The sequence below is a fragment of the Spirillospora sp. NPDC000708 genome (genome assembly GCF_040299565.1).
GTDB lineage: Bacteria > Actinomycetota > Actinomycetes > Streptosporangiales > Streptosporangiaceae > Spirillospora.
Genome location: NZ_JBEPCJ010000064.1, coordinates 1 through 20,134, shown reverse-complemented (window position 1 = coordinate 20,134; position 20,134 = coordinate 1). Strand labels below are relative to the sequence as shown.

Annotated in this window: 18 protein-coding genes and 1 tRNA gene; 12 read left to right on the top strand and 7 right to left on the bottom strand. The window is 74.0% G+C overall.

Annotated elements, in window-relative coordinates:
- Positions 1 to 36 precede the first annotated feature (36 nt).
- On the top strand, positions 37 to 1,599 hold the full coding sequence (locus ABT299_RS35155) for a DHA2 family efflux MFS transporter permease subunit (protein ID WP_190858662.1): 1,563 nt from the start codon (positions 37 to 39) through the stop codon (positions 1,597 to 1,599).
- A gap of 91 nt (positions 1,600 to 1,690) precedes the next feature.
- On the opposite strand, the gene ABT299_RS35150 is transcribed toward ABT299_RS35155, so the two are convergent.
- The 3 genes from ABT299_RS35150 to ggt form a co-directional block, all read right to left on the bottom strand.
- Positions 1,691 to 2,614, bottom strand: a complete 924-nt coding sequence (locus ABT299_RS35150) for an oxygenase MpaB family protein (RefSeq protein ID WP_500253358.1) — start codon at positions 2,612 to 2,614, stop codon at positions 1,691 to 1,693.
- A gap of 81 nt (positions 2,615 to 2,695) precedes the next feature.
- Entirely contained in the window at positions 2,696 to 3,055 is a 360-nt protein-coding gene (cutA, locus tag ABT299_RS35145) for a divalent-cation tolerance protein CutA (protein WP_190858660.1), read from the bottom strand.
- A 45-nt stretch (positions 3,056 to 3,100) separates the two neighbouring features.
- Positions 3,101 to 4,978: a gamma-glutamyltransferase gene (gene ggt, locus ABT299_RS35140; protein ID WP_387028803.1), complete on the bottom strand. Its 1,878-nt coding sequence runs from the start codon at positions 4,976 to 4,978 to the stop codon at positions 3,101 to 3,103.
- A gap of 353 nt (positions 4,979 to 5,331) precedes the next feature.
- Here ggt and ABT299_RS35135 point away from each other — a divergent pair, with 353 nt between their 5' ends.
- The 5 genes from ABT299_RS35135 (at position 5,332) to ABT299_RS35115 (ending at position 11,593) form a co-directional block, all read left to right on the top strand.
- A complete protein-coding gene (locus tag ABT299_RS35135; protein ID WP_500253357.1) occupies positions 5,332 to 7,248 on the top strand; it encodes an APC family permease in 1,917 nt (638 codons plus the stop codon).
- 166 nt (positions 7,249 to 7,414) lie between these two features.
- On the top strand, positions 7,415 to 8,236 hold the full coding sequence (locus ABT299_RS35130; protein ID WP_500253356.1) for an NUDIX hydrolase: 822 nt from the start codon (positions 7,415 to 7,417) through the stop codon (positions 8,234 to 8,236).
- Positions 8,237 to 8,243: 7 nt separating this feature from the next.
- Complete coding sequence (locus ABT299_RS35125) at positions 8,244 to 9,290, top strand: molecular chaperone DnaJ (protein ID WP_500253355.1); 1,047 nt, start codon at positions 8,244 to 8,246, stop codon at positions 9,288 to 9,290.
- Between the two features lie 12 nt (positions 9,291 to 9,302).
- Entirely contained in the window at positions 9,303 to 10,274 is a 972-nt protein-coding gene (locus ABT299_RS35120; protein ID WP_500253354.1) for a hypothetical protein, read from the top strand.
- Positions 10,275 to 10,312: 38 nt separating this feature from the next.
- Positions 10,313 to 11,593 (top strand): adenylosuccinate synthetase, encoded by a 1,281-nt coding sequence (locus tag ABT299_RS35115; protein WP_500253353.1) that lies wholly within the window; start codon positions 10,313 to 10,315, stop codon positions 11,591 to 11,593.
- Here ABT299_RS35115 and ABT299_RS35110 read toward each other — a convergent pair.
- Both ABT299_RS35110 and ABT299_RS35105 read right to left on the bottom strand, forming a co-directional pair.
- On the bottom strand, positions 11,548 to 12,990 hold the full coding sequence (locus tag ABT299_RS35110) for a purine-cytosine permease family protein (protein WP_500253352.1): 1,443 nt from the start codon (positions 12,988 to 12,990) through the stop codon (positions 11,548 to 11,550). The two genes, ABT299_RS35115 and ABT299_RS35110, sit on opposite strands and share 46 nt — an antisense overlap.
- A gap of 20 nt (positions 12,991 to 13,010) precedes the next feature.
- Positions 13,011 to 13,973, bottom strand: coding sequence for an isopenicillin N synthase family dioxygenase (locus tag ABT299_RS35105; RefSeq protein ID WP_190858648.1), 963 nt, complete (start codon positions 13,971 to 13,973; stop codon positions 13,011 to 13,013).
- 264 nt (positions 13,974 to 14,237) lie between these two features.
- On the opposite strand from ABT299_RS35105, the gene ABT299_RS35100 reads away from it, so the two are divergent.
- From ABT299_RS35100 to ABT299_RS35085, 4 genes are all read left to right on the top strand, one after another.
- Positions 14,238 to 16,208, top strand: coding sequence for a hypothetical protein (locus ABT299_RS35100; RefSeq protein ID WP_500253351.1), 1,971 nt, complete (start codon positions 14,238 to 14,240; stop codon positions 16,206 to 16,208).
- Between the two features lie 23 nt (positions 16,209 to 16,231).
- The gene (locus tag ABT299_RS35095; protein ID WP_500253350.1) at positions 16,232 to 16,936 is read left to right on the top strand and encodes a 3-keto-5-aminohexanoate cleavage protein; all 705 of its coding nucleotides are present in this window, start codon (positions 16,232 to 16,234) and stop codon (positions 16,934 to 16,936) included.
- Between the two features lie 50 nt (positions 16,937 to 16,986).
- Positions 16,987 to 17,727, top strand: coding sequence for a neutral zinc metallopeptidase (locus ABT299_RS35090; protein ID WP_500253349.1), 741 nt, complete (start codon positions 16,987 to 16,989; stop codon positions 17,725 to 17,727).
- A gap of 116 nt (positions 17,728 to 17,843) precedes the next feature.
- Positions 17,844 to 18,221, top strand: coding sequence for an STAS domain-containing protein (locus ABT299_RS35085; protein ID WP_387028790.1), 378 nt, complete (start codon positions 17,844 to 17,846; stop codon positions 18,219 to 18,221).
- Positions 18,222 to 18,243: 22 nt separating this feature from the next.
- Here ABT299_RS35085 and ABT299_RS35080 read toward each other — a convergent pair whose 3' ends face one another.
- The gene (locus ABT299_RS35080; protein ID WP_208270705.1) at positions 18,244 to 18,540 is read right to left on the bottom strand and encodes an MTH1187 family thiamine-binding protein; all 297 of its coding nucleotides are present in this window, start codon (positions 18,538 to 18,540) and stop codon (positions 18,244 to 18,246) included.
- 14 nt (positions 18,541 to 18,554) lie between these two features.
- Positions 18,555 to 18,947 carry a DUF7715 family protein gene (locus ABT299_RS35075; protein ID WP_190858638.1) on the bottom strand — a complete coding sequence of 131 codons (393 nt, stop codon included), beginning with the start codon at positions 18,945 to 18,947 and terminating at the stop codon, positions 18,555 to 18,557.
- Between the two features lie 62 nt (positions 18,948 to 19,009).
- Here ABT299_RS35075 and ABT299_RS35070 point away from each other — a divergent pair, with 62 nt between their 5' ends.
- Positions 19,010 to 19,783, top strand: a complete 774-nt coding sequence (locus ABT299_RS35070; RefSeq protein WP_387028789.1) for an enoyl-CoA hydratase-related protein — start codon at positions 19,010 to 19,012, stop codon at positions 19,781 to 19,783.
- A gap of 102 nt (positions 19,784 to 19,885) precedes the next feature.
- Positions 19,886 to 19,959 (top strand) — tRNA-Ile (locus tag ABT299_RS35065).
- Positions 19,960 to 20,134 lie beyond the last annotated feature (175 nt).

Here is a 20,134-nt window from a genome sequence, read left to right as displayed (position 1 = left end):
CACGGGGCAACCGGAGCACACCTGAGGGGGCCGACCATGGCCGAGAGCCCGCCCACCGATCTCGCGCCGCCGGGCGCGTCCGCCGCGACCGAGCGCCTGGATCCGCAGGTCATCCTGCTCGGTCTGGTCATCGTGTCCGGGACCGTCATGGCGATCCTGGACACCACCATCGTCAACGTGGCCCTGCAGACGCTCGGCAAGGACTTCCACGCGAGCCTGTCCACGATCCAGTGGACGATCACCGGGTACACGCTGGCGCTCGGCACGGTGATCCCGATCACCGGCTGGGCGGTCGACCGGTTCGGCGGCCGCCGGGTGTGGATGCTGTCGATCGTGCTGTTCGTCGCCGGGTCGGTGCTGTCGGGCGCGTCCTGGAACATCCAGTCGCTCATCGTCTTCCGCGTCCTGCAGGGGCTCGGCGGAGGCATGCTGATGCCGACCGGCATGGCCATCCTCACGATGGCCGCCGGGCCGCGGCGGATGGGCCGCATCATGAGCATCGTGGGCGTGCCGATGCTGCTCGGCCCGGTGCTCGGCCCGGTGATCGGCGGCTGGCTGGTCGAGGACGTCGACTGGCGCTGGATCTTCTTCGTGAACCTGCCGGTCGGCGCGCTCGCCTTCGCCCTCGCCTGGTGGAAGGTGCCGCACGAGCAGGAGGGGCAGGGCGGGGGCGGCTCCTCGGCGCTGGACCTGCGCGGGCTGTTCCTGCTGCCGCCGGGGTTCGCGCTGCTGATCTACGGGCTGTCCACCGCCAACAGCAACGGCGGCTTCGGGAGCACCTCGACGATCGCGTGGCTGCTCGCCGGCGCCGTCCTGGTCGTGCTGTTCGTGCTGCACAGCCTGCAGCGGCGGGAGCGCTCGCTGATCGACGTGCGGCTGTTCGCCGACCGGACGTTCGCGACCGCGTCCGTCGCGGTGTTCCTCGTCGGCATCGCGCTGATGGGCTCGATGCTGCTGATCCCGCTGTACTACCAGACCGCCCGCGGCGAGGGCGCCCTCGCCGCCGGGCTGCTGCTGGCCCCGCAGGGCCTCGGCGCCGCCACCGCGATGCCGTTCTCCGGCGTCATCACCGACAAGCTCGGCGCCGGCCGCATCGTGCCGTTCGGCATCGTGCTGCTGGTGGTCGGGACCATCCCGTTCGCGCTGGTCGGCGCCGACACCTCCTACTGGTTCCTCGGCGCCGCCCTGTACGTCCGGGGCCTCGGCCTCGGCTGCACCATGATGCCGACGATGTCGGCCGCGCTGACCACGCTGGCCCGCTCGGCGGCGTCGCGGGCGAGCAGCACGCTGAACATCCTCGTCCAGCTCGGCGGCTCGGTCGGGGTGGCGCTGCTCGCCGTCATCCTGTCCCGCCAGATCAGCTCGCGGCTCCCGCAGGTGGGCGGCAAGGGAGGCGGCGCGGGGGTCGGCCAGATCCCCGACCAGATCCGCCAGCAGGTGGCGCCGAAGCTCGCGGACGCGTTCGGCACGACGTTCTGGGTCTCGATGGTCCTCACCGCGGTGCTGATCGTCCCGGCGTTCCTGCTGCCGAAGCACGGCACGCACGCCGGCGACGGGCCGGGCGCCCCTGCGGGCGACGCTCCCCCGCCGATGGCCTGACCCGCGCCGCAGACCGCGCCCGGGGACCGTCGCCGCAGACCGCGCCCGGGGACCGTCGCCGCAGACCGCGCCCGGAACCGCGCCGGAAGGGTCAGGACGCCATGGTCCAGGTGGCCGGGTCCGCCCCGTGCTCGCGCGTGAGGCGCCTGGCCCGCCGGGCGTCCGGCGAGTACCGGAACCGCTCCGGGACGGCGTGGGTGGTCCGGTACAGGCCCTTGAGCGCCAGCGTCGCGGCGAGGTCGGACGTCGGCAGGCCCGGCAGCCCGTACATCCGGCGGGCCCAGCGCGGCAGCGTCGACACCACCAGCATCGCGACGCCCGGCGCGGCGAGCTTCAGCGGCACCAGGTGCTGCGGGACGGCCGGGCTGAACATCCGCTTCAGCCCCTCGCGGGCCTCCCGGCACGCGAAGATCCGCCGCCGCATCTCCTCGTAGTAGTCCTTCATCTCGGCGACCGAGCCGGGCACGTCCGCCGGGTCGAGGCCGACGACGGCGGCGGCGCGGCGCTGCTCGTCGACGAACGCGTCGGCGTCGGCGGAGGTCAGCGGCACGCCGGCGCGGCGCGCCACGTCCAGGTAGGAGTCGACCTCCCCCATGTGCACCCAGAGCAGGTTCTCGGGGTCGTCCACCGGGAACGTCTCGCCGGTGCGCAGGTCGAGGCCGGTGAGCTTGGAGTGCAGCTTGCGGACGCGGCGGCCCACCCGCTCGACCTCCGCGTGCGTCCCGTAGGTGCGCACCCGCACGAACTCGACCGTCCGGCCGAGCCGCGCCCAGGCCGCGTCGGGGTTCATCAGCTCGGAGTTCTGCGCCGTGCCCCACATCGTGCGGGGATGCAGGGCCTGCAGCAGCAGTGCCCGGATCCCGCCGACGATCAGCACCGGTTCGCCCATCACCTGCCAGGTCACCGAGCCCGGACCGAACAGGCCGTGGTCCTCGTCGTCCCCGGCGCCGCCCTCCCGGACCCCGAACTCCTCGCGCACGTCGACCGCCTTCCTCTCCGCGGCCGAGGAAACCACGCCGGCCACGGTAAATGAAGACTTACCCGGCTATGGCGTGCGTCACACGGATCCGGGGCGGTCCGCGGCGTCCGGTCCCGCTCAGTCCTCGGGCTCGTCCACCGCCTCGTCGCGCTCGCCCGGCTCGGTCTGCTCGGCGACCCAGGCGAGGTAGTCCAGGCTCCCCGCCACCACCGGCGTCGCGATGATCTCCGGGGTGTCGTAGGAGTGCAGGTCGGTGATCAGGGTCGCGAGCTCGTCGAACCGGTCGGCGGTGGTCTTGAACACCACCATCCACTCCTCGGCGGTCTCGATCTCGCCCTCCCACCAGTAGGTGCTCGCGATCGGGCCGACGAGCTGGGCGCACGCGGCGAGCCGTTCGGCGACCGCCGACCGGGCCAGCCCGGCCGCCTCGGACCGGGCGTCGGTGGTGGTCGTCACCTGCACGTAAGACTCCGCCATGACCCCACTATTTCCCGCTCGGGAGTCCCGCACGCCCCCGCGGCGTCACGGGCGGGCCGGGCGCACGACCAGGGCGCTGCCGCCGCCGCGCCGGACCGGCTCGGCGACCGCCTGGACGAGTCCGGGCGCCAGGAACTCCAGCCCGGTGGCCGCCCCGATCACGCCCGCAGGCGGGCCGGGGAACACCTCCAGCCGGTGCCCGCGCGCCGCGAGCGCCTTGCCGTACTTGTCGATGAACGCCTGCTCGGCGAAGACCTGCGGGGTGTTGCGCTGGGTGGCGCGCGGCGCCGCCAGCGCGGTGGGCAGGTCCATGCCGAGGTCGAGCCGGTCCACCAGGATCTGCAGCACGGTCGTGATGATCGTCGAGCCGCCGGGCGTGCCGAGCGCGAGCTTCGGCCGCCCGTCCTTGAGCACGATCGTCGGCGCGATGCTGCTGCGCGGCCGCTTGTGCGGGCCGGGCAGGTTCGGGTCGGGCAGGCCGCCCGGCGCGGACGGCGCGAACGAGAAGTCCGTCAGCTCGTTGTTCAGCAGGAACCCGCGGCCCGGGACGGTGAGGGCGCTGCCGCCGAACTGCTCGATCGTGACGGTGTAGGAGGCGACGTTCCCCCACTTGTCGGCGACGACGAGGTGGGTCGTCTGCGGTCCCTCGGCGGCCAGCACCCGGGTCTGGGTGCCGGACGGGACGCACGGCTGGTACTGCCCGTCCGGGCTGCCGGGCGGTACGGGCGCGGCGGCGGCCTGGTCCGGCTTGATCAGGCAGGCGCGCTCGCGGGCGAACCCCTGCGACAGCAGCTCGTCCAGCGGCACCTTCACCTTCGCGGGGTCGCCGACGTAGGCGCCGCGGTCGGCGTAGGCGAGCTTCGACGCCTCCAGGTAGTAGTGCAGCGCGGTGACGGGGTCGCGCGGGTCGAGCCGGAAGTTTCCGAGGATGTTGAGCGCCTCGCCGACCGTGGAGCCGCCGGACGACGACGGCGGTTCGCCGTACACGTCGTACCCGCGGTAGGACACGTGCGTGGGCTGCTTGGGCAGCGCCTTGTAGGCGGCGAGGTCGCTCGTCTTCAGGACGCCGGGGCGCACCACGCGGGTGGCCTTCGGGTCGACCGGCGGCTTGGTCACCGTCCGGACGATCTCCTTGCCCAGCTCGCCGCGGTACAGCCAGCCGATGCCGTGCTCGGCGAGCCGCCTGTAGGTGTTCGCGAGGTCCGGGTTCTTGAACACCGACCCCACCGCGGGGGGTTTCCCGCCGGGCAGGAACAGCTCGCGGGTCGGGACGATGTCGCGGAAGCGCGCCTCGTTCGTCGCGGTCTGGTCGTAGAACTCCTGGTCCACCACGAAGCCGTGCTCGGCCACCTTGATCGCGGGCTGCAGCAGCGCGCCCAGCCCGCGGGTGCCGAACCGGTGCAGCGCCAGGTCCCACTGGGCGAGGGTGCCGGGCACGCCGACGCTGAGCCCGCTGGTGACGGCGTCGTTGAAGGAGAGCGGCTTGCCGGTCTCCGGGTCGATGAAGTAGTCCTCCTTCATCGACGCCGGGCCGAACTCGCGGCCGTCCAGCGCGTACACCTTGCGGTCCTTGGCGCTGTAGTACGTCATGTAGCCGCCGCCGCCGATGGCCGAGACGTACGGCTCGGTGACGCCGAGGGTCGCGCCCGCCGCGACGGCGGCGTCCATCGCGTTGCCGCCCCGCTTGAGGATCTCCAGGGCGGCGCGGCTCGCGTCCGGGTCGACGGTGGAGACGGCGCCGCCGTAGCCGGTCGCGACGGGCTGCTTGGCCGGCGGGTCCTGCACGGGCGGCGCGGCCGGCGCGGGCGGCGCGGCCGAGGCGGCCGCGGGGACGGCCAGCGCGGCGGCGAGGGCGAGGGCGGCGGCGAACGCCGTGCGGCGGACGGCTCCGGAGGGCGAGGGGCGCTGTGCTTGGCGGGACACCGAACCTCCTGTGGGACGCGGCGTCCCTACGGTGTCACCGATCTTCGCCGATCGCCACCGTCCGCACCGGCCGACCCCGGCCGCCGGGGTCCCTCCGGTCGAAAGCGCTTTCCTTCGGAATGGCGGCGAACGTGGGAACGGTCCACCGGAAATCGGGTCCGCCATCCGCCTCTCACCTGCGGTTTTTTCCGCCATACTGGCGAACCGTGGTTTGGCAGCATCCGACAACAGACCCCTGACGGCAATCCGCTGGAAAACGGTGTGCTTTATGGTCTTCCTGGTGAATTCTTAGGGACTTCGACCACACCGTCTCTCGCGATCAGCGGCGCGGGTTCGGGCCAGGGGGGAAACCTATGACCTGGGACGTCCGCATGCGCAACAACATGTTCCGCCGGCTGCCGGTGGAGCAGGCGACCGGCCGGCTGTACGGCGGCCGGCACCGGCTCCGCGTCGTGTACCGGACCCGGGACCTGATCGTGCTCGGGCTCGGCGTGATGATCGGCTCCGGCATCTTCAAGATCTCCGGGGAGCAGGCCGCGGCCACCGCCGGCCCGTCGGTGATCGTCTCCTTCCTGATCGCCGGCGGCGTCTGCTTCCTCGCCGCGCTCTCCTACGCGGAGCTGTCCTCGATCGTCCCGGTCGCGGGCAGCGCCTACTCCTTCAGCTACGTCGCGTTCGGCGAGATCTGGGCGTGGGTGGTCGGCTGGGCGCTGGTGCTGGAGCTGCTGCTCGCCGCGTCGGTCGTGGCGCGCGCCTGGTCGCTGTACGCCGCGCAGGCCCTCGCCGACTTCGCGGTGCCCGTGCCGTCCCGGCTCGCCGGGATCATCGGGCAGGAGAAGGGCTTCGACCTGTTCGCGTTCGGGATCCTGGTGCTGCTGATCGCCATGCTGGCCACCGGCAGCCGGATGAGCCTGCGCAGCCTGTGGTTCATGGTGATGGCCAAGCTGATCGTGATCGGGCTGGTCGTCGCGACCGGGCTGAAGTTCTTCCACGCCGGCAACCTCACCCCGTTCGTGCCGCCCGCGCGGCCCGCGCCCGCCGGCGCCACGACCGTGCTGGACGCGGTGCTCGGCGCGGTCACCGGCAGCAAGCCGGAGGTGTTCGGGATCTGGGGGGTCTTCGCCGCCGCGCCCGCGATCGCGTTCGCCTACATCGGCTTCGACCTGATCGCGACCGCGTCCGAGGAGACCGACGACGCGCCCCGCAAGGTGCCGCGCGGCATGCTGACCAGCCTCGCGATCGCCGTCGTGCTGTACGTCGCGGTCGCCGTCGCGATGGTCGGCATGGTCTCCACCGACCGGCTCGACCCCGCCAAGCCGCTGCTGGCGACCGCGTTCGGCCTCGTCGGCGCGGACTCCATGGGCAAGATCATCGACATCGGGGCGGTGCTGGCGCTGACCACCGTGATCCTGGTGGTGCTGATCAGCCTGACCCGGGTGGTGTTCTCCATGTCCCGGGACGGCCTGCTGCCCCGCCCGATCGCCGGGATGAGCCGGTTCCGGGTGCCGTCGCGGGCCACGCTGGCCGCGGGCGGCGCGGCGGTCGTGATGTCGCAGAGCGTCAACGTGCTGACGCTGGAGCAGATGGTCGTGATCGGGACGCTGTTCGCGTTCCTGTTCGTCTCGGCGGGCGTGCTGGCGCTGCGCCGCGACCGCCCCGACCTGCACCGCCCGTTCCGCGTCCCGGCGGCGCCGGTCACCGCGGTCGCCACGATCCTCGCGACCGGCTGGCTGATGCTGAACCTGAAGGTGCAGACGTGGGGGTACTTCACCGTCTGGATGGCCGCGGGGATCGCGATCTACCTCGTGTACGGCCGCCGCAAGAGCCAGATGAAGCTGCTGCTGGACGCGCCGCCCGGGCGCCCGGCCGCCGCGCGGACGGACGCGCCGCCGCCCGGTGTGGCGCCCCTCGACGCGTCCTTCGCCGGGCCGCCCGCCGGGCCGTCCGCCGGGCCCGCGCCCGGCGGCGGGTTCCCGGCGCCGCCCTTCGATCCGTACCGGGCCGGTCCGCGGCCGCACGTCCCCGCGCCGGAGAGCCCCTACCCGACCGGCCGGTACTCGGTGGGACGCAGGCCGATCGGCCAGAACGCCGCCGACCCCTACGAGGGTGAGCCGTACGCGCGGGGCGGCCCCGGCCCGGGGCGGCCGGCACGGGAGGACGCGGCGGACGGGCCGGGCGATCCGTACGCCCTCGACCCGGGGGTGCCGGACCCCTTCGCGTCCGGGCCGCATGAGGAGCCGCCCTACCCGGGCGGCCGCCACCGCCGCTGACGAACACCCGAACGCCCTGAGCGCCGTCTCCCCAGGTGGGAGGCGGCGCTCTGCGCTCGCGCCGGGAACGGGGTGGACAGACCGCCGCACTCCGGGCCATGTTCTTCTCATATCGAGATGAACTCACTCTGAGACTTACTCAGTTCGAGACCATGGAGAGGCCCGGATGTCCCCGGAACCGATGCGCGACGAGAGCGAGTTCCTCGCGAGCTACGACCCGCGCGCCTACGACCCCGTCGCCGTGACCGTGGACGTCGTCGCCCTCACCATCCGGGACGGCGCGCTGCACGTCCTGCTCGTGCGCCGCGGCGGCGCGCCGTTCGCGGGCATGTGGGCGCTGCCCGGCGGGTTCGTCCACGCGGGCGGCCGGCGCGAGGCCGAGGACCTGCCGGACGCCGCCCGCGAGCTGGCCGAGGAGACCGGCCTCAGCGGGAAGGACGGCGCGCTCGGGCGCGTCCACCTGGAGCAGCTCGGCACCTACGGCGCCCCCGGCCGCGACCCGCGCATGCGGATCATCTCCGTCGCCTACCTGGCGTTCGCGCCCGAGCTCCCCGACCCCGAGGCGGGCGGCGACGCCGCCGACGCCGCCTGGGTCCCGGTCGGCGCGCTCGGCCTGACCGAATCCGGCGACCAGCGGCCCGGCACCACCCGGCGGCTCGCGTTCGACCACGCGCGGATCCTCTCCGACGGCCTGGAGCGGGCCCGCGGCAAGCTCGAGTACACCCCGCTCGCCACGGCGTTCTGCGGCGCCGAGTTCACGATCCCCGAGCTGCGCGCCGTCTACGAGGCGGTCTGGGGCGAGGAGCTGCACGCCGGGAACTTCCACCGGAAGGTGCTGTCGGTGCCCGGCTTCGTGGAGAGCACCGGCGCCACGTCCGACAGGGGCGGCCGGCGCGGCGGCCCCCGGCCCCGCCTCTACCGCGCGGGCGACGCCCGCCTCCTGCACCCCGCACTGCTGCGGCCCGGCCGCGAGGAAGAGATCAGGTGATGCCCTCATGAGCAGGCACAGCGGGAGCCCCGGCGACCTCGGCGAGGCGCTGGCCCGGCTCGACCGCGCCCGCGTCCCCGCCGACCTGTTCGGCGACGACGCCGCCGAGGCGGCGCGCCGCTACCGGCGGCTCGTCCGGCTCGTCCACCCGGACGCGACCGGCGGCCGCACCCGCGACGCGTTCGTCCGGCTGAACGCGCTGTGGCGGACCTACAACCGGTCCGACCCGTCCGTCCTCACCACCCGCCGGCACTCCTACCGCATCGCGGGCGATCCCGTCTCCGGCGACCTCGCCGAGCTCTACCGGGCCGGGACGGACACCCGGCCGGGCGAGGTGCTGCTGAAGATGCCGCGCGACCCCCGCGACGGCGACCTGCTGGAACGCGAGGCCGTCGCGCTGCGCCAGCTCCCCAAGGACGGGGACGGGCGCTTCCTGCCGTACGTGCCGTACCTCGTCGAGTCGTTCCGCCACAAGGACGCGGCGACGGGGACGCAGCGGCAGGCGAACGCCGTCGCCGCGCTCGACGGCTTCCGCACCCTGGCCGAGGTCAAGGCCGCCTTCCCCGGCGGCGTCGACCCGCGCGACGCCGCGTGGATGTGGCGGCGGCTGCTGGTCGGGCTGGGGTTCGCGCACCGCGCGGGCGTGCTGCACGGCGCGGTGCTGCCCGACCACGTCATGATCCACCCGGAGGAGCACGGGCTGGTCCTGGTCGACTGGTGCTACTCCGTGCCCGGCTGCTACTCCTACGCCGACGCGTCCGGGCGCGTCCCCGCCCTGGTGGAGCGGTACCGCGACTGGTACCCGCCGGAGGTGCCGGCGCGGCGGCCCGCCAGCGAGGCCACCGACCTCTACATGGCCACCCGGTGCATGACCGATCTGATGGGCGAGCGGGCGCCCAAGGCGATGCGCATGTTCGCGCGCGGCTGCCTGCTGTCCGCGCAGAACCGCCGCCCCCGCGACGCCTGGCGGCTGCTGGGCGAGCTCGACGAGCTGCTCGAACGGCTCTACGGCCCGCGGCGGTTCCGCCCCTTCCACCTGCCCGTCGCCCCCTGAAGGAGAAGACCCATGGGAAGCGGAAACTGGTCCACCGACGTCTACGCGGCGCGCGCGAGCTACCGCGCGTCCACCGGCTCCAGCGCGTTCGCCTACAGCGACGGCGGCGCCACCACCACCCACCCCGACCTCGACCCGAAGGGCGTGGCGCTCCGGGAGAGCCGCGACTCCGACGACCACCCCGAGTCGCTGGCGATCGGCGTCCTGTTCGACGTCACCGGCTCGATGGGCGGCGTGCCGCGCACTCTGCAGACCAAGCTGCCCGACCTGCTCGGCCTGCTGCTGCGCAAGGGCTACGTCGAGCACCCGCACATCCTGTTCGGCGCGGTCGGCGACGCGACCTGCGACCGGGCGCCGCTGCAGATCGGCCAGTTCGAGGCCGACAACCGGATGGACGACGACCTCGGCAAGATCCTGCTGGAGGGCGGGGGCGGCGGCCAGATGCGCGAGTCGTACGAGCTGGCCATGTACTTCATGGCGCGGCACACCTCGATCGACTGCTTCGAGAAGCGCGGCAAGCGCGGCTACCTGTTCATGATCGGCGACGAGCTGGCGTACCCGAAGATCAAGCGGCGGGAGGTCGCCAAGGTCGTCGGCGACGACCTGGAGCGCGACCTGCCGGTCGAGGACGTGCTGCGCGAGCTCCAGCGGATGTACGAGGTGTACTTCATCATCCCCGAGGGCGCCTACCACTCCGGCAGCCGCGAGCTGAAGGACTTCTGGCAGGGGCTGCTCGGCCAGCACGTCCTCTACCTCGACGACCTCGACGCCGTCTGCGAGACGATCGCGCTGACCGTCGGGCTCGCCGAGGACGCCATCGACCTGGACGAGGGCCTGGGGCATCTGGCCGAGGCCGGCTCGGACGCGGGCGCGTCGGTGTCGCGGGCGCTGGCCCGGCTGGACGCGTCCCGCGCGCCGGTCGCGGTGTCGGCGACGCCGCCCGGCCTGGACGCCTCCGGGCCGTCCGGGACGACGCGGCTCTGAGGCCCCGCACGGAGGGCACGGGAGAGGAGGGCACCGCGATGGGGCACGTCATCGTCGTCGACCTCGGGTTCGGGGACGCGGGCAAGGGCACGGTCGTCGACCACCTCTGCCGCACGTCCCCGGTGACGGCGGTCGTCCGGTTCAACGGCGGCGCGCAGGCGGCGCACAACGTCGTCGCCGGCGACGGCCGGCACCACACGTTCGCCCAGTTCGGCTCGGGGACGTTCACGCCGGGCGTCCGAACGCACCTGTCGCGGTTCATGCTCGTCGACCCGCTCGCCCTCGCCGCCGAGGCCGACCACCTGCGGCGGCTCGGCGTGGGCGACGCGCTGGACCGGCTCACCGTGGACCGGGACGCGCTGCTCACCACGCCGTACCACCGGGCCGCCAACCGCGCGCGCGAGCGGGCCCGCGGCGCGGCCCGGCACGGGTCGTGCGGCATGGGCATCGGCGAGACCGCGTCCTACGCCCTCGCGCACGACGACGCGCCGCGCGCGGGCGACTGCCTGTCACCCGCCCGGCTGCGCCGCCGGCTCGCCGCCGTGCACGGCTGGTACCGGGCGTCGTTCCCGTCCGGCGAGGACGTCCCGGACGTCGCCGCCTGCGCGGACGCGTTCATAGCGTTCGCCGAGCGGGTGCGGATCGTCGGCGGCGGCCACCTGCACGGCCTGCTCAGCTCCGGCGACGTGGTGTTCGAGGGCGCGCAGGGCGTGCTGCTCGACGAGCGGCACGGCTTCCACCCGTACACGACCTGGTCCACCACGACCTTCGCCAACGCCGAGACGCTGCTGGACGAGGCGGGCGCGTCGGCGGCCCGCCTCGGCGTCCTGCGGACGTACGCGACGCGCCACGGCCCGGGGCCGTTCGTCACCGAGGACGCGGCGCTGACCGCCGCCCTCCCCGAGCCGCACAACGGCACGGGCCCCTGGCAGGGCGCCTTCCGCGCCGGCCACCTCGACGCCGTCGCGCTCCGGTACGCGCTGGAGGCCGCCGGCGGCGCGGACGGCCTGGCGGTCACGCATCTGGACGTCGCGGGGGCGCGTCCCGACCTGCGCGTCTGCCACGCCTACGCGACGCCGGACGGGCGGCTGGACCGGCTGCCGGCGGGCGGGGGCGGCCTGGACCGCCAGGCCGCCCTCACCCGCCGGCTGGCGTCGGCGCGGCCGGTCTACGCGCCGCTGGGCCGTCCGGTCGCGACGATCGAGGACGCGCTCGGCGTCCCGGTCGTCCTCACCTCGCACGGCCCGTCGGCCGCGGACAAGCGCCCCACCGGTCAGCCGTTCTCGCGGAACCCGGGCACCTTGCGCAGGACCGCGTAGAGCAGCGCCGCCAGGACGAACCCGACCGCGAACGTGATGTCGCCGAACGACGGGTGGTGGCTCGGCACGATCCCGACGTACTTCTCCTGGTTGGAGAACAGCCACACCGACACCACCACGGCGGCCGCCATCGCCGTCGGCCCGGCCCAGTTGCGGCGCCCGGCGTCGAACACCATGGCGTCCACCCGCGCGTCCGCGTCCCGCACCGACCAGACCCCGCGCCGCAGCACCAGGTCGGCCAGCACCACGCCGAGCCAGGGCCCGATCCAGTACGCGATGACCAGCAGGAACGCCTCGTAGTCGTGGCCGGCGTCGTCCAGCCCGAAGTAGGCGACGACGAGCCCGACCGCGCCGAACGCCCCGGCGACCAGCGCGCGCTGCAGCCGCGCCGGCAGCGGCAGCCGGATCCCCGTCGCGACGAACGACATGGACCCGGAGTAGATGTTGATCGCGTTGGCGCCGACCGCGCCGATCGCGATGACCAGCAGGGTGAGGTTCGCGACGAGGGAGGGCAGGTGCCCGGTGAACGCGCCGGTCGGGTCGGCGAGCGCCGCGCCGCCGAGCGTCGCCGACGCCGCGCCGACGATCTGCAGGACGGTGCAGCCGGCGAAGACGCCGAGCGCGGCCCACAGGCCCGCGGCGCGCGGGCTCGTCGTGGCCGGCAGGTAGCGGGTGTAGTCGGCGGCGTAGGGGTTCCAGCCCGCCGCGTACCCGAAGCTCGCGCCGACCACGATGAGGAACGCGCCGATCCCGCCCGCCCCGGCCCCGTCCGGTGCGGGCGCGCCGAAGTCCGCCTTCGCGAGGATGATCACGGACGCGATGCCGAACACCACCGCCAGCACCGGGAACGCGTACCGCTCGTAGGCGTGCACGAGGTTGTGCCCGAAGAACGCGACCCCCGCCTGTAGCGCGACCACGATCGCCAGGCACAGCGGCTTCGGCATCCCGGTCAGCGTGTTGAGCGCCAGCGACCCGCTGACGCTGTTCACCGCGAACCAGCCGACGCCGCCCGCCACCGAGTTGATCGCGGACGGCAGCATGTTGCCGCGGTGCCCGAACGGCACCCGGCCGAGCACCATCTCCGGCACCCCGTAGCGGGGGCCGCGCGCCGACAGGACCGCGTGGGTCGCCGAGCCGAGCAGCGTGCCCACCACGATCGCGCCGGTGGCCTGCCAGAACGTCAGCCCGAACGCGGCGACCGCGAGCACGCCGAGGAACACCGTCGCGAACTCCAGGTTCGGCGACGTCCACGTCCACAGCAGGTCGAGCGGCCGGCCGTGCCGCTGGTCGAGGGGGATGAAGCCGGCGCCGCCCGGCTCGACCGCGGCGACCCGCGCGCCGTAGTCGCCTTCGCGGACGTCCACGCCCGCGGGCGCGCCTTCCTGGATCTCCGTCACGGGGGGACCTTTCAGCGTGTTCAGGCGAGGGTGATGGCGTCGAGGCGTTCGAGGAGGAAGTCGTGCGCGCGCACGGTCGCGCCGCCGGCGGCGCGGCCGACGGGCGGGCCGAGCGGCTCGACGCGGGTGTCCGGGTCGCACTCGTAGAAGAAGATCAGCGACACGAGCTCCTCGTCCGGGGCGCTCGGGTCGGGCGGCAGGACGCGGTGCCGGTTGGACGTCCAGCGGCCGCCGGTCCAGTGGGCGAGCAGATCGCCGACGTTGATGGTGAAGGAGTCCTCGACCCACGGGGCGTCCACCCAGCCGGCCTCCTCGGAGTGCACCTGGAGGCCCCCCACCCCGTCCTGCCGGTCCAGGACCGTGAGGGTGCCGAAGTCGGTGTGCGGGCCGATCCGGAACTGGCCGGGCTCCGGCTCCCCGAGCTGCGACAGCGGCGGGTAGCGGTTGATGTTCAGCGTGAAGGACGGGTTCAGGGCGTGCGCCGTGAAGAAGCCCGACGGCAGGCCGAGCGCGACCGCGCACAGCGCGAGCAGGTCGTCCGACAGCCGCTTCATCCGGGCCAGGTAGCGCGTCAGCAGCGCCTCCAGCTCCGGCACCTCGCCCGGCCACACGTTCGGCAGGAACCACTCGGCGTCGAAGAACGGGTCGCCGGTCGGGCGGTCCGCGCCGACCGCGAACGTCTCCTTCAGGTCCGGCGGCGTCGCGGTGCCCTCGGCGTACCCGTTGGCCTCGACGCCGGGCGGCAGCCAGCCGCGCTCCCCCACGGTCGCCGCGTACCGCTGCTTGACCTCCCGCGGCAGCGCGAAGAACCGCTTGGCGGCGGCGCGGATCGCGTCCCGGTCCGCGGCGGGCACCCCGTGCCCGGTGACCACCAGGAAGCCGATCTCGCTCAGCGCGGCGTCGACCCGCGCGGCGACGTCGGCGCGGTCGCGCTCACCGCCGTGGAACCAGGGGGTGAGGTCGATGATCGGGACGGCTTTCATGGAACGGTCCTTTCCGGGTGGGTGCGGCGCTGCGCTCACTATCGCTGGCGATCAAGGCCGAATCACCCCTCGAAACGGAGATGAAACCGTCACTTCGGAAGATTTAACGTCGTCGGAACATCCGGGGGCCGATGGCCCTCCGGGCCGTCTCCGGATGACCGGCATCGGCCGACGGCCGCCGCCCATTGACCCGGGGCCGCGGTGAGACCAAGATCTCCCCGAACGCCGCGGATCTCCCGGAGGTGGACGATGCGTGCCCGGTCCATGCGTGCCCTGTCCCTGCGCGCCCTCGCTTCGGGCGCGGCCCTGGTCCTGTCCGCGGCCCTGCTCGCCGTGACGCCGGCGTCCGCCGACACCGCCCCCGCGGGCGGCGACGGCTGCGACCCGATCGACCCGGCGTCGTGCCTGCTGCCGTTCCCGAGCAACTGGTACACCAAGCCCGACCCGCGCACACCGACCGGCGTGCGGATCGACATGCGGACCACGCTCAAGAACGCGCTCGGCCTGCCCGTGTCGCCCGACGCGTGGAACCGCGCGGACGGCTTCTCCCCCGGGTCCGAGCTGCTCACCCGCGTCCCCGGCGTCGACCTGGCGCGCACCGGCGCCGCCCCCGTCACCGACATCGGCGCGTCGCTGAAGCCGGACGCGCCGATCGTCATCGTCGACACCGCGACCGGGCAGCGCTGGCCGTACTGGGCCGAGCTCGACGCCAACGCCCCCGACGACCGCAGGGCGCTGATCGTCCGGCCCGCGAAGAACCTCGTCGAGGGCCACCGCTACGCCGTCGCGCTGCGGAACCTGCGCGACGCGTCCGGGAACCCCATCCCGCCGAACGCGGCGTTCGCCAAGATCCTCGGCCCGGCGCTGCCGTCCACGGACCCGCTGTACGCGCGGCAGAAGGCCGAGAAGAAGGTGCTCGCGGACCTCGCCGCGCGCGGCGTGGAACGCGACGGCCTGTACCTGGCCTGGGACTTCACCGTCGCCAGCGCGCGGAGCATCGCCGGGCCGATGCTGCACATCCGCGACGACGCGCTCCGCGGGCTCGGCGACCGGTCGCCGTCGTTCCTGGTGACGCAGGTGACGAACAACGTCGACGACAAGATCGCGCGCGAGGTCAAGGGCGTCGTGTGGGCGCCGAGCTACCTCGACCAGTACGGCGGGCTCCCCGGCTCGGCGTTCCACTACGGCGAGGACGGCCTCCCGTCCCGGCTGCCCGGCAACAGCCAGGCCGTCCCATTCCAGTGCGAGATCCCGAAGGCCGCGTTCGGCAAGCCCGCGAACCCCGCCCTCTACGGGCACGGGCTGCTCGGCGGCGAGGACGAGGTGGGCGCCGGGAACGTCAAGGCGATGGCGGCCGAGCACGACTTCGCGTTCTGCGCGACGAAGTGGATCGGCATGTCCGAGGAGGACGTCCCGAACGTCGTCTCCGCGCTCGCCGACATCAGCCGGTTCCGCACCGTCGCCGACCGGCTCCAGCAGGGCATGCTGAACTTCGTCTTCCTCGGCCGCGCGATGACCCGCGGCTTCGCCGGCGACAAGGCGTTCCAGGACGACTCCGGCAGGCCGCTGATCGCGCCGGGCGCCCCGCTCACCTACGACGGCAACAGCCAGGGCGGGATCATGGGCGGCGCGCTCACCGCCGTCTCCCCCGACCTGCGCCGCTCCGTCCTCGGCGTCCCCGCGATGAACTACAGCACGCTGCTCAACCGCAGCGCCGACTTCCCCGAGTACGCCAAGGTCCTCGACCTGTTCTACCCCGACAAGCTCGACCAGCAGATCGGCCTCGCGCTGATCCAGATGCTGTGGGACCGCGGCGAGGCCGACGGGTACGCCTGGCACATGACCGACCACCCGTACCCGGGCACCCCGCAGCACCAGGTGCTGATGCACGTCGCGTTCGGCGACCACCAGGTCGCGACCGTCGCCGCCGAGGTCGAGGCCCGCACGATCGGCGCCCGGATCCACGCCCCGACCGTCCGGCCCGGGCGCGGCCTCGACGTCGCCCCGTACTGGAACATCCCGACGTTCGGCACGTCCGCCGGCGGGTCGGCGATGGTCGTGTGGGACAGCGGCTCCCCCGCGCCGCCGACCACGAACACGCCGCCCACCGAGGGCCGCGACCCGCACTCCGACCCGCGCAACAACGCGGACGCGCGGCGGCAGAAGGCGATCTTCCTGACCACCGGGAGGACCGTCGACGTCTGCGGCGGCGGCCCCTGCGTGATCGCCCCCTGACGGGCGGCTGAGAGAATGGGAACATGCTCCAGGTATGCCCGAACGGGAGCCGGGCGCAGGGCGTCCCGGTCACACCGGACGAACTCGCGGCGGCCGTCCGCGCGTCCGTGGACGTCGGCGCGCAGGACGTCCACCTCCACCCGCGCGACGCCGCCGGCGCCGACACCATGGACCCCCGCCACGTCGCCGCCGCGCTCGCCGCGGTCCGCGAGGCCGCGCCCGGCGTGCCCGTCGGCGTCACCACCGGCGCCTGGACCGCCGAGGACCCCGCCGAGCGCGCCGCGCTGATCCGGTCCTGGACCGTCCTGCCCGACCACGCCTCGGTCAACTTCCACGAGGACGGCGCCGAGCACGTCGCCGAGACCCTCCTCGACCGCGGCGTCGGCGTCGAGGCCGGGATCTTCTCCGGCACCGAGGCCGCCGCGCGGTTCCTGCGCTGGCCACGCGCCCGCGAGGTGCTGCGCGTCCTCGCCGAGGTCACCGACACCGACCCGGAGACCTCGACCGGCACCGCGAAGGACCTCCTGCACGCCCTCGGCACCGGCCACGGGCGGCCCGTGCTGCTGCACGGCGAGGACGGCGGCGCCTGGCCCGTCCTCCGCCTCGCCGTCCGGTTCAACCTCGACGTCCGCGTCGGCCTGGAGGACGTCCTCACCCTCCCGGACGGCACCGCCGCTGTCGACAACACCGCCCTCGTCCAGACCGCCGGGATGCTCCTCCAGGCATAACGGCCGGATCCGGCCCGACCGCCGGGGGGCGCGCATGCGTATCCCCCAGCATGAACCGACGCCCCATCGCCGCCGCGGCCCTCGCCGCCGCGATGACGCTCACCGGCGCCTGCGAGTACACAGCCGCGGCCCGGACGGCCGGTCCCGCCGCCCCCGCCGCGAAGAGCCCCCGGGCCACCGGCTCGCCCACCGCCGCGCCGCGGACCACGGCGCCGGCCCGCCGGTTCGACGAGGCCGGGTTCGACGAGGACCTCCGCACCGCCACCGCGATCACCGACGGCTACTGGCGCCGACACTGGACGCGGTTCTTCACCGGCTCCTACCGGCCCCCGCGCGTCGTCGGCCTCTACGACGGCTCCGACCCCGCGGCCACGCCCACCTGCGGCGGCGAACCCCTCGAACGCGACAACGCCGAGTACTGCCCCGCCGGCGACTTCCTCGCGTGGGACGCGCACCTGATGCGGGCCGGCTACGCGAACGGCGACGCCTGGGTGTACCTCGTCGTCGCCCACGAATGGGGCCACGCCGTCCAGAACCGCCTGCAGCGCCGCCTCGTCTCCGCCGCCGCCGAACTCCAGGCCGACTGCCTCGCCGGCGCCGTCCTCTACGGATCCGCCGCCGACGGCGACCTGACGTTCGAGGCCGGCGACGCGCGGGAGATCGTCGACTCGTTCCAGGTCATCGGCGACCGGACGCCCTGGACGAGGCCCGGCGACCACGGCACCGCCTCGCAGCGGCTGCAGAGCTTCTCCCGCGGCGGCGCCCGCGGCGTCCCCGCCTGCTTCACCTGACCGGACGGCACGGAACGAACAGGAACAGGCCGATCCGCCCCGACCGCTTGGCGACCGTCCGTGCCCGCGCGATGCTCTCCAGTGACCGGACCTGGCCCGATCCGCTGGGGGGCACCGTGAAGGACACCGCCGTCGCCATGGTCGTCATCGAGCACGAACGGCACACCACCGTCCTGCTGACCGGCGAGATGGACCAGGCGTCCGCTCCCGCCGTCCGGACCCGGCTCCTCGGGTTCGCCGCGCGCCCCATCGTCCTGGACATCGCTGGCGTCTCCTTCATCGACGCCGAAGGCATGCGCGCCGTCTCGCACTGCGCCCGCCGCTGCGAGGAGAACGGCGCCGCCCTCGCCGTCGTCGGCGCCGGGCCCTTCGCCCGCCGCATGTTCCGGGTCCTCGGCCTCGACCGGCGCGTCCCGCTCTGCGCCTCCATGGACGAGGCCCTCTGGTGCGCCGTCCCCCGCAGCGACGACGAGATCGCCGCCTGGCTGGCCTAGCGGCGCCCGGCGACGCCGCCCGTCAGCCTTCGGACAGGTAGCGCTCGACGGACTCCACCTTCGCGTCCATCGCGCCCGTCACCCCCGGCCGCAGGTCCGCCTTCACCACCAGGCTCACCCGGGGCGCCCGCGCCGCCACCGCGTCCGTGGCGGCCTTCACCACCGCCATCACCTCGTCCCACTCCCCCTCCACCGTCGTGAACATCGCGTCGGTGCGGTTCGGCAGGCCGCTGGCCCGCACCACCCGCACCGCCTCCGCGACCAGTTCACCGACGTCCTCCCCCGTCCCGAGCGGGGTCACCGAGAACGCAACGAGCACAACGCACCTCCTGGTCAGGGCTGCACGACCTGCCTGACCACGATCTCATCCAGCCGCCGCTCCACGATCACCCCCACCGGCCAGTCGCGCACCAGGCAGCGCAGCAGCGCCGCGTCGTGCTCGGCGAACGACGGATCGCACCCCTGCTGCTCCAGGCTGGAGCGGATCGCCTCCACGTAGTCCTCGTCGGTGAACCCCGGCACCTCCCGCACCATCGCCGTCGTCGTCGCACGGTGCGAGTTCAGCCCGGCGAACGAGCGGCCGCACCCGCAGCCGCCGTCCGGGTCGTCCCGGTCGCGGGCGCACACCACGCCGATGTGCACCAGTTCCCCCTCGACGCACCAGTCGAAGTCGTTGTCGCGCAAACCCTGGCTGGAGTTGGTGGCAGTGAGCAGCTTCAAGGCCATACCCCCTCGGCGTCCGTGGACCAGCCCACCGTACGACGAGGGTCTGACGTAACGTCGGGAGCATGAGCGAAAGCACGGATGTCCTCGTCGAACGCGACGGCGCCTTCACCACCGTCACCATGAACCGCCCGCGCCGCCGCAACGCTCTGTCCCGCACGTTCCTCCTCCAGCTCACCGACGCGTTCACCGAGGTCGCCGGCACCGACGCCCGCGGCGTGATCCTCGCCGCCAACGGGCCCGTCTTCTCCGCCGGGCACGACTTCGCCGACATGGCCGGCGCGTCCCACGCCGACGTCCGCGACCTCCTGCGCGTCTGCACCGACCTCATGCGGACGATCCAGTCCGTCCCGCAGGTGGTGATCGCCCGCGTGCACGGCCTCGCCACCGCCGCCGGCTGCCAGCTCGTCGCGTCCTGCGACCTCGCCGTCGCCGCCGAGAGCGCCGCGTTCGCCGCCCCCGGCGGCAAGGGCGGCTGGTTCTGCCACACCCCCCTCGTCGCGATCTCCCGCAACGTCGGCCGCAAACGCGCCGCCGAGATGGCCCTCACCGGCGACACCATCGACGCCGCCACCGCCGCCGACTGGGGCCTCGTCAACTACGCCGTCCCCGACGACGACCTCGACAAGGCCACCGTCGCCCTCCTCCAGCGCGCCACCCAGGGCAGCCCGCGCAGCAAAGCCCTCGGAAAGCAGGCCATGTACGCCCAGCTCGACCGCCCCGAAGCCGACGCCTACACCTACGCCGTCGAGGTCATGGCCGCCTCCAGCCAGACCCCCGAAGCCCAGGAGGGCATGCGCGCCTTCCTGGACAAGCGCCGCCCCACCTGGCCCGCCTGACCCCCGCCCCGACGCCTTCTCGCTGGCCCCCGCCGACGCCCCGCCGCTAAGATGGCACCCGGCACGCCCCCGACCGCAGCGTCACGACGGGGCGCCGCCCCCGGGGTGGTAGCTCAGCTGGTCAGAGCAGGAGACTCATAATCTCCCGGTCGCGGGTTCGAGTCCCGCCCGCCCTACGGTCGGGCTGTTCGTCGGCCTTCGGCCGACTTCCCGTCGGCTTGGTGTCTTTCTGGGGGGCGACCCCCAGACCCCCGATGTGGGGGGGGGGCCGCCCCCCCCCCCCCCCCCACCCGGCCGGGGGGGGCGGGGCCGCGCCGGGGGCGCGGCGGGGCCCCGCACACCAAGACAAAG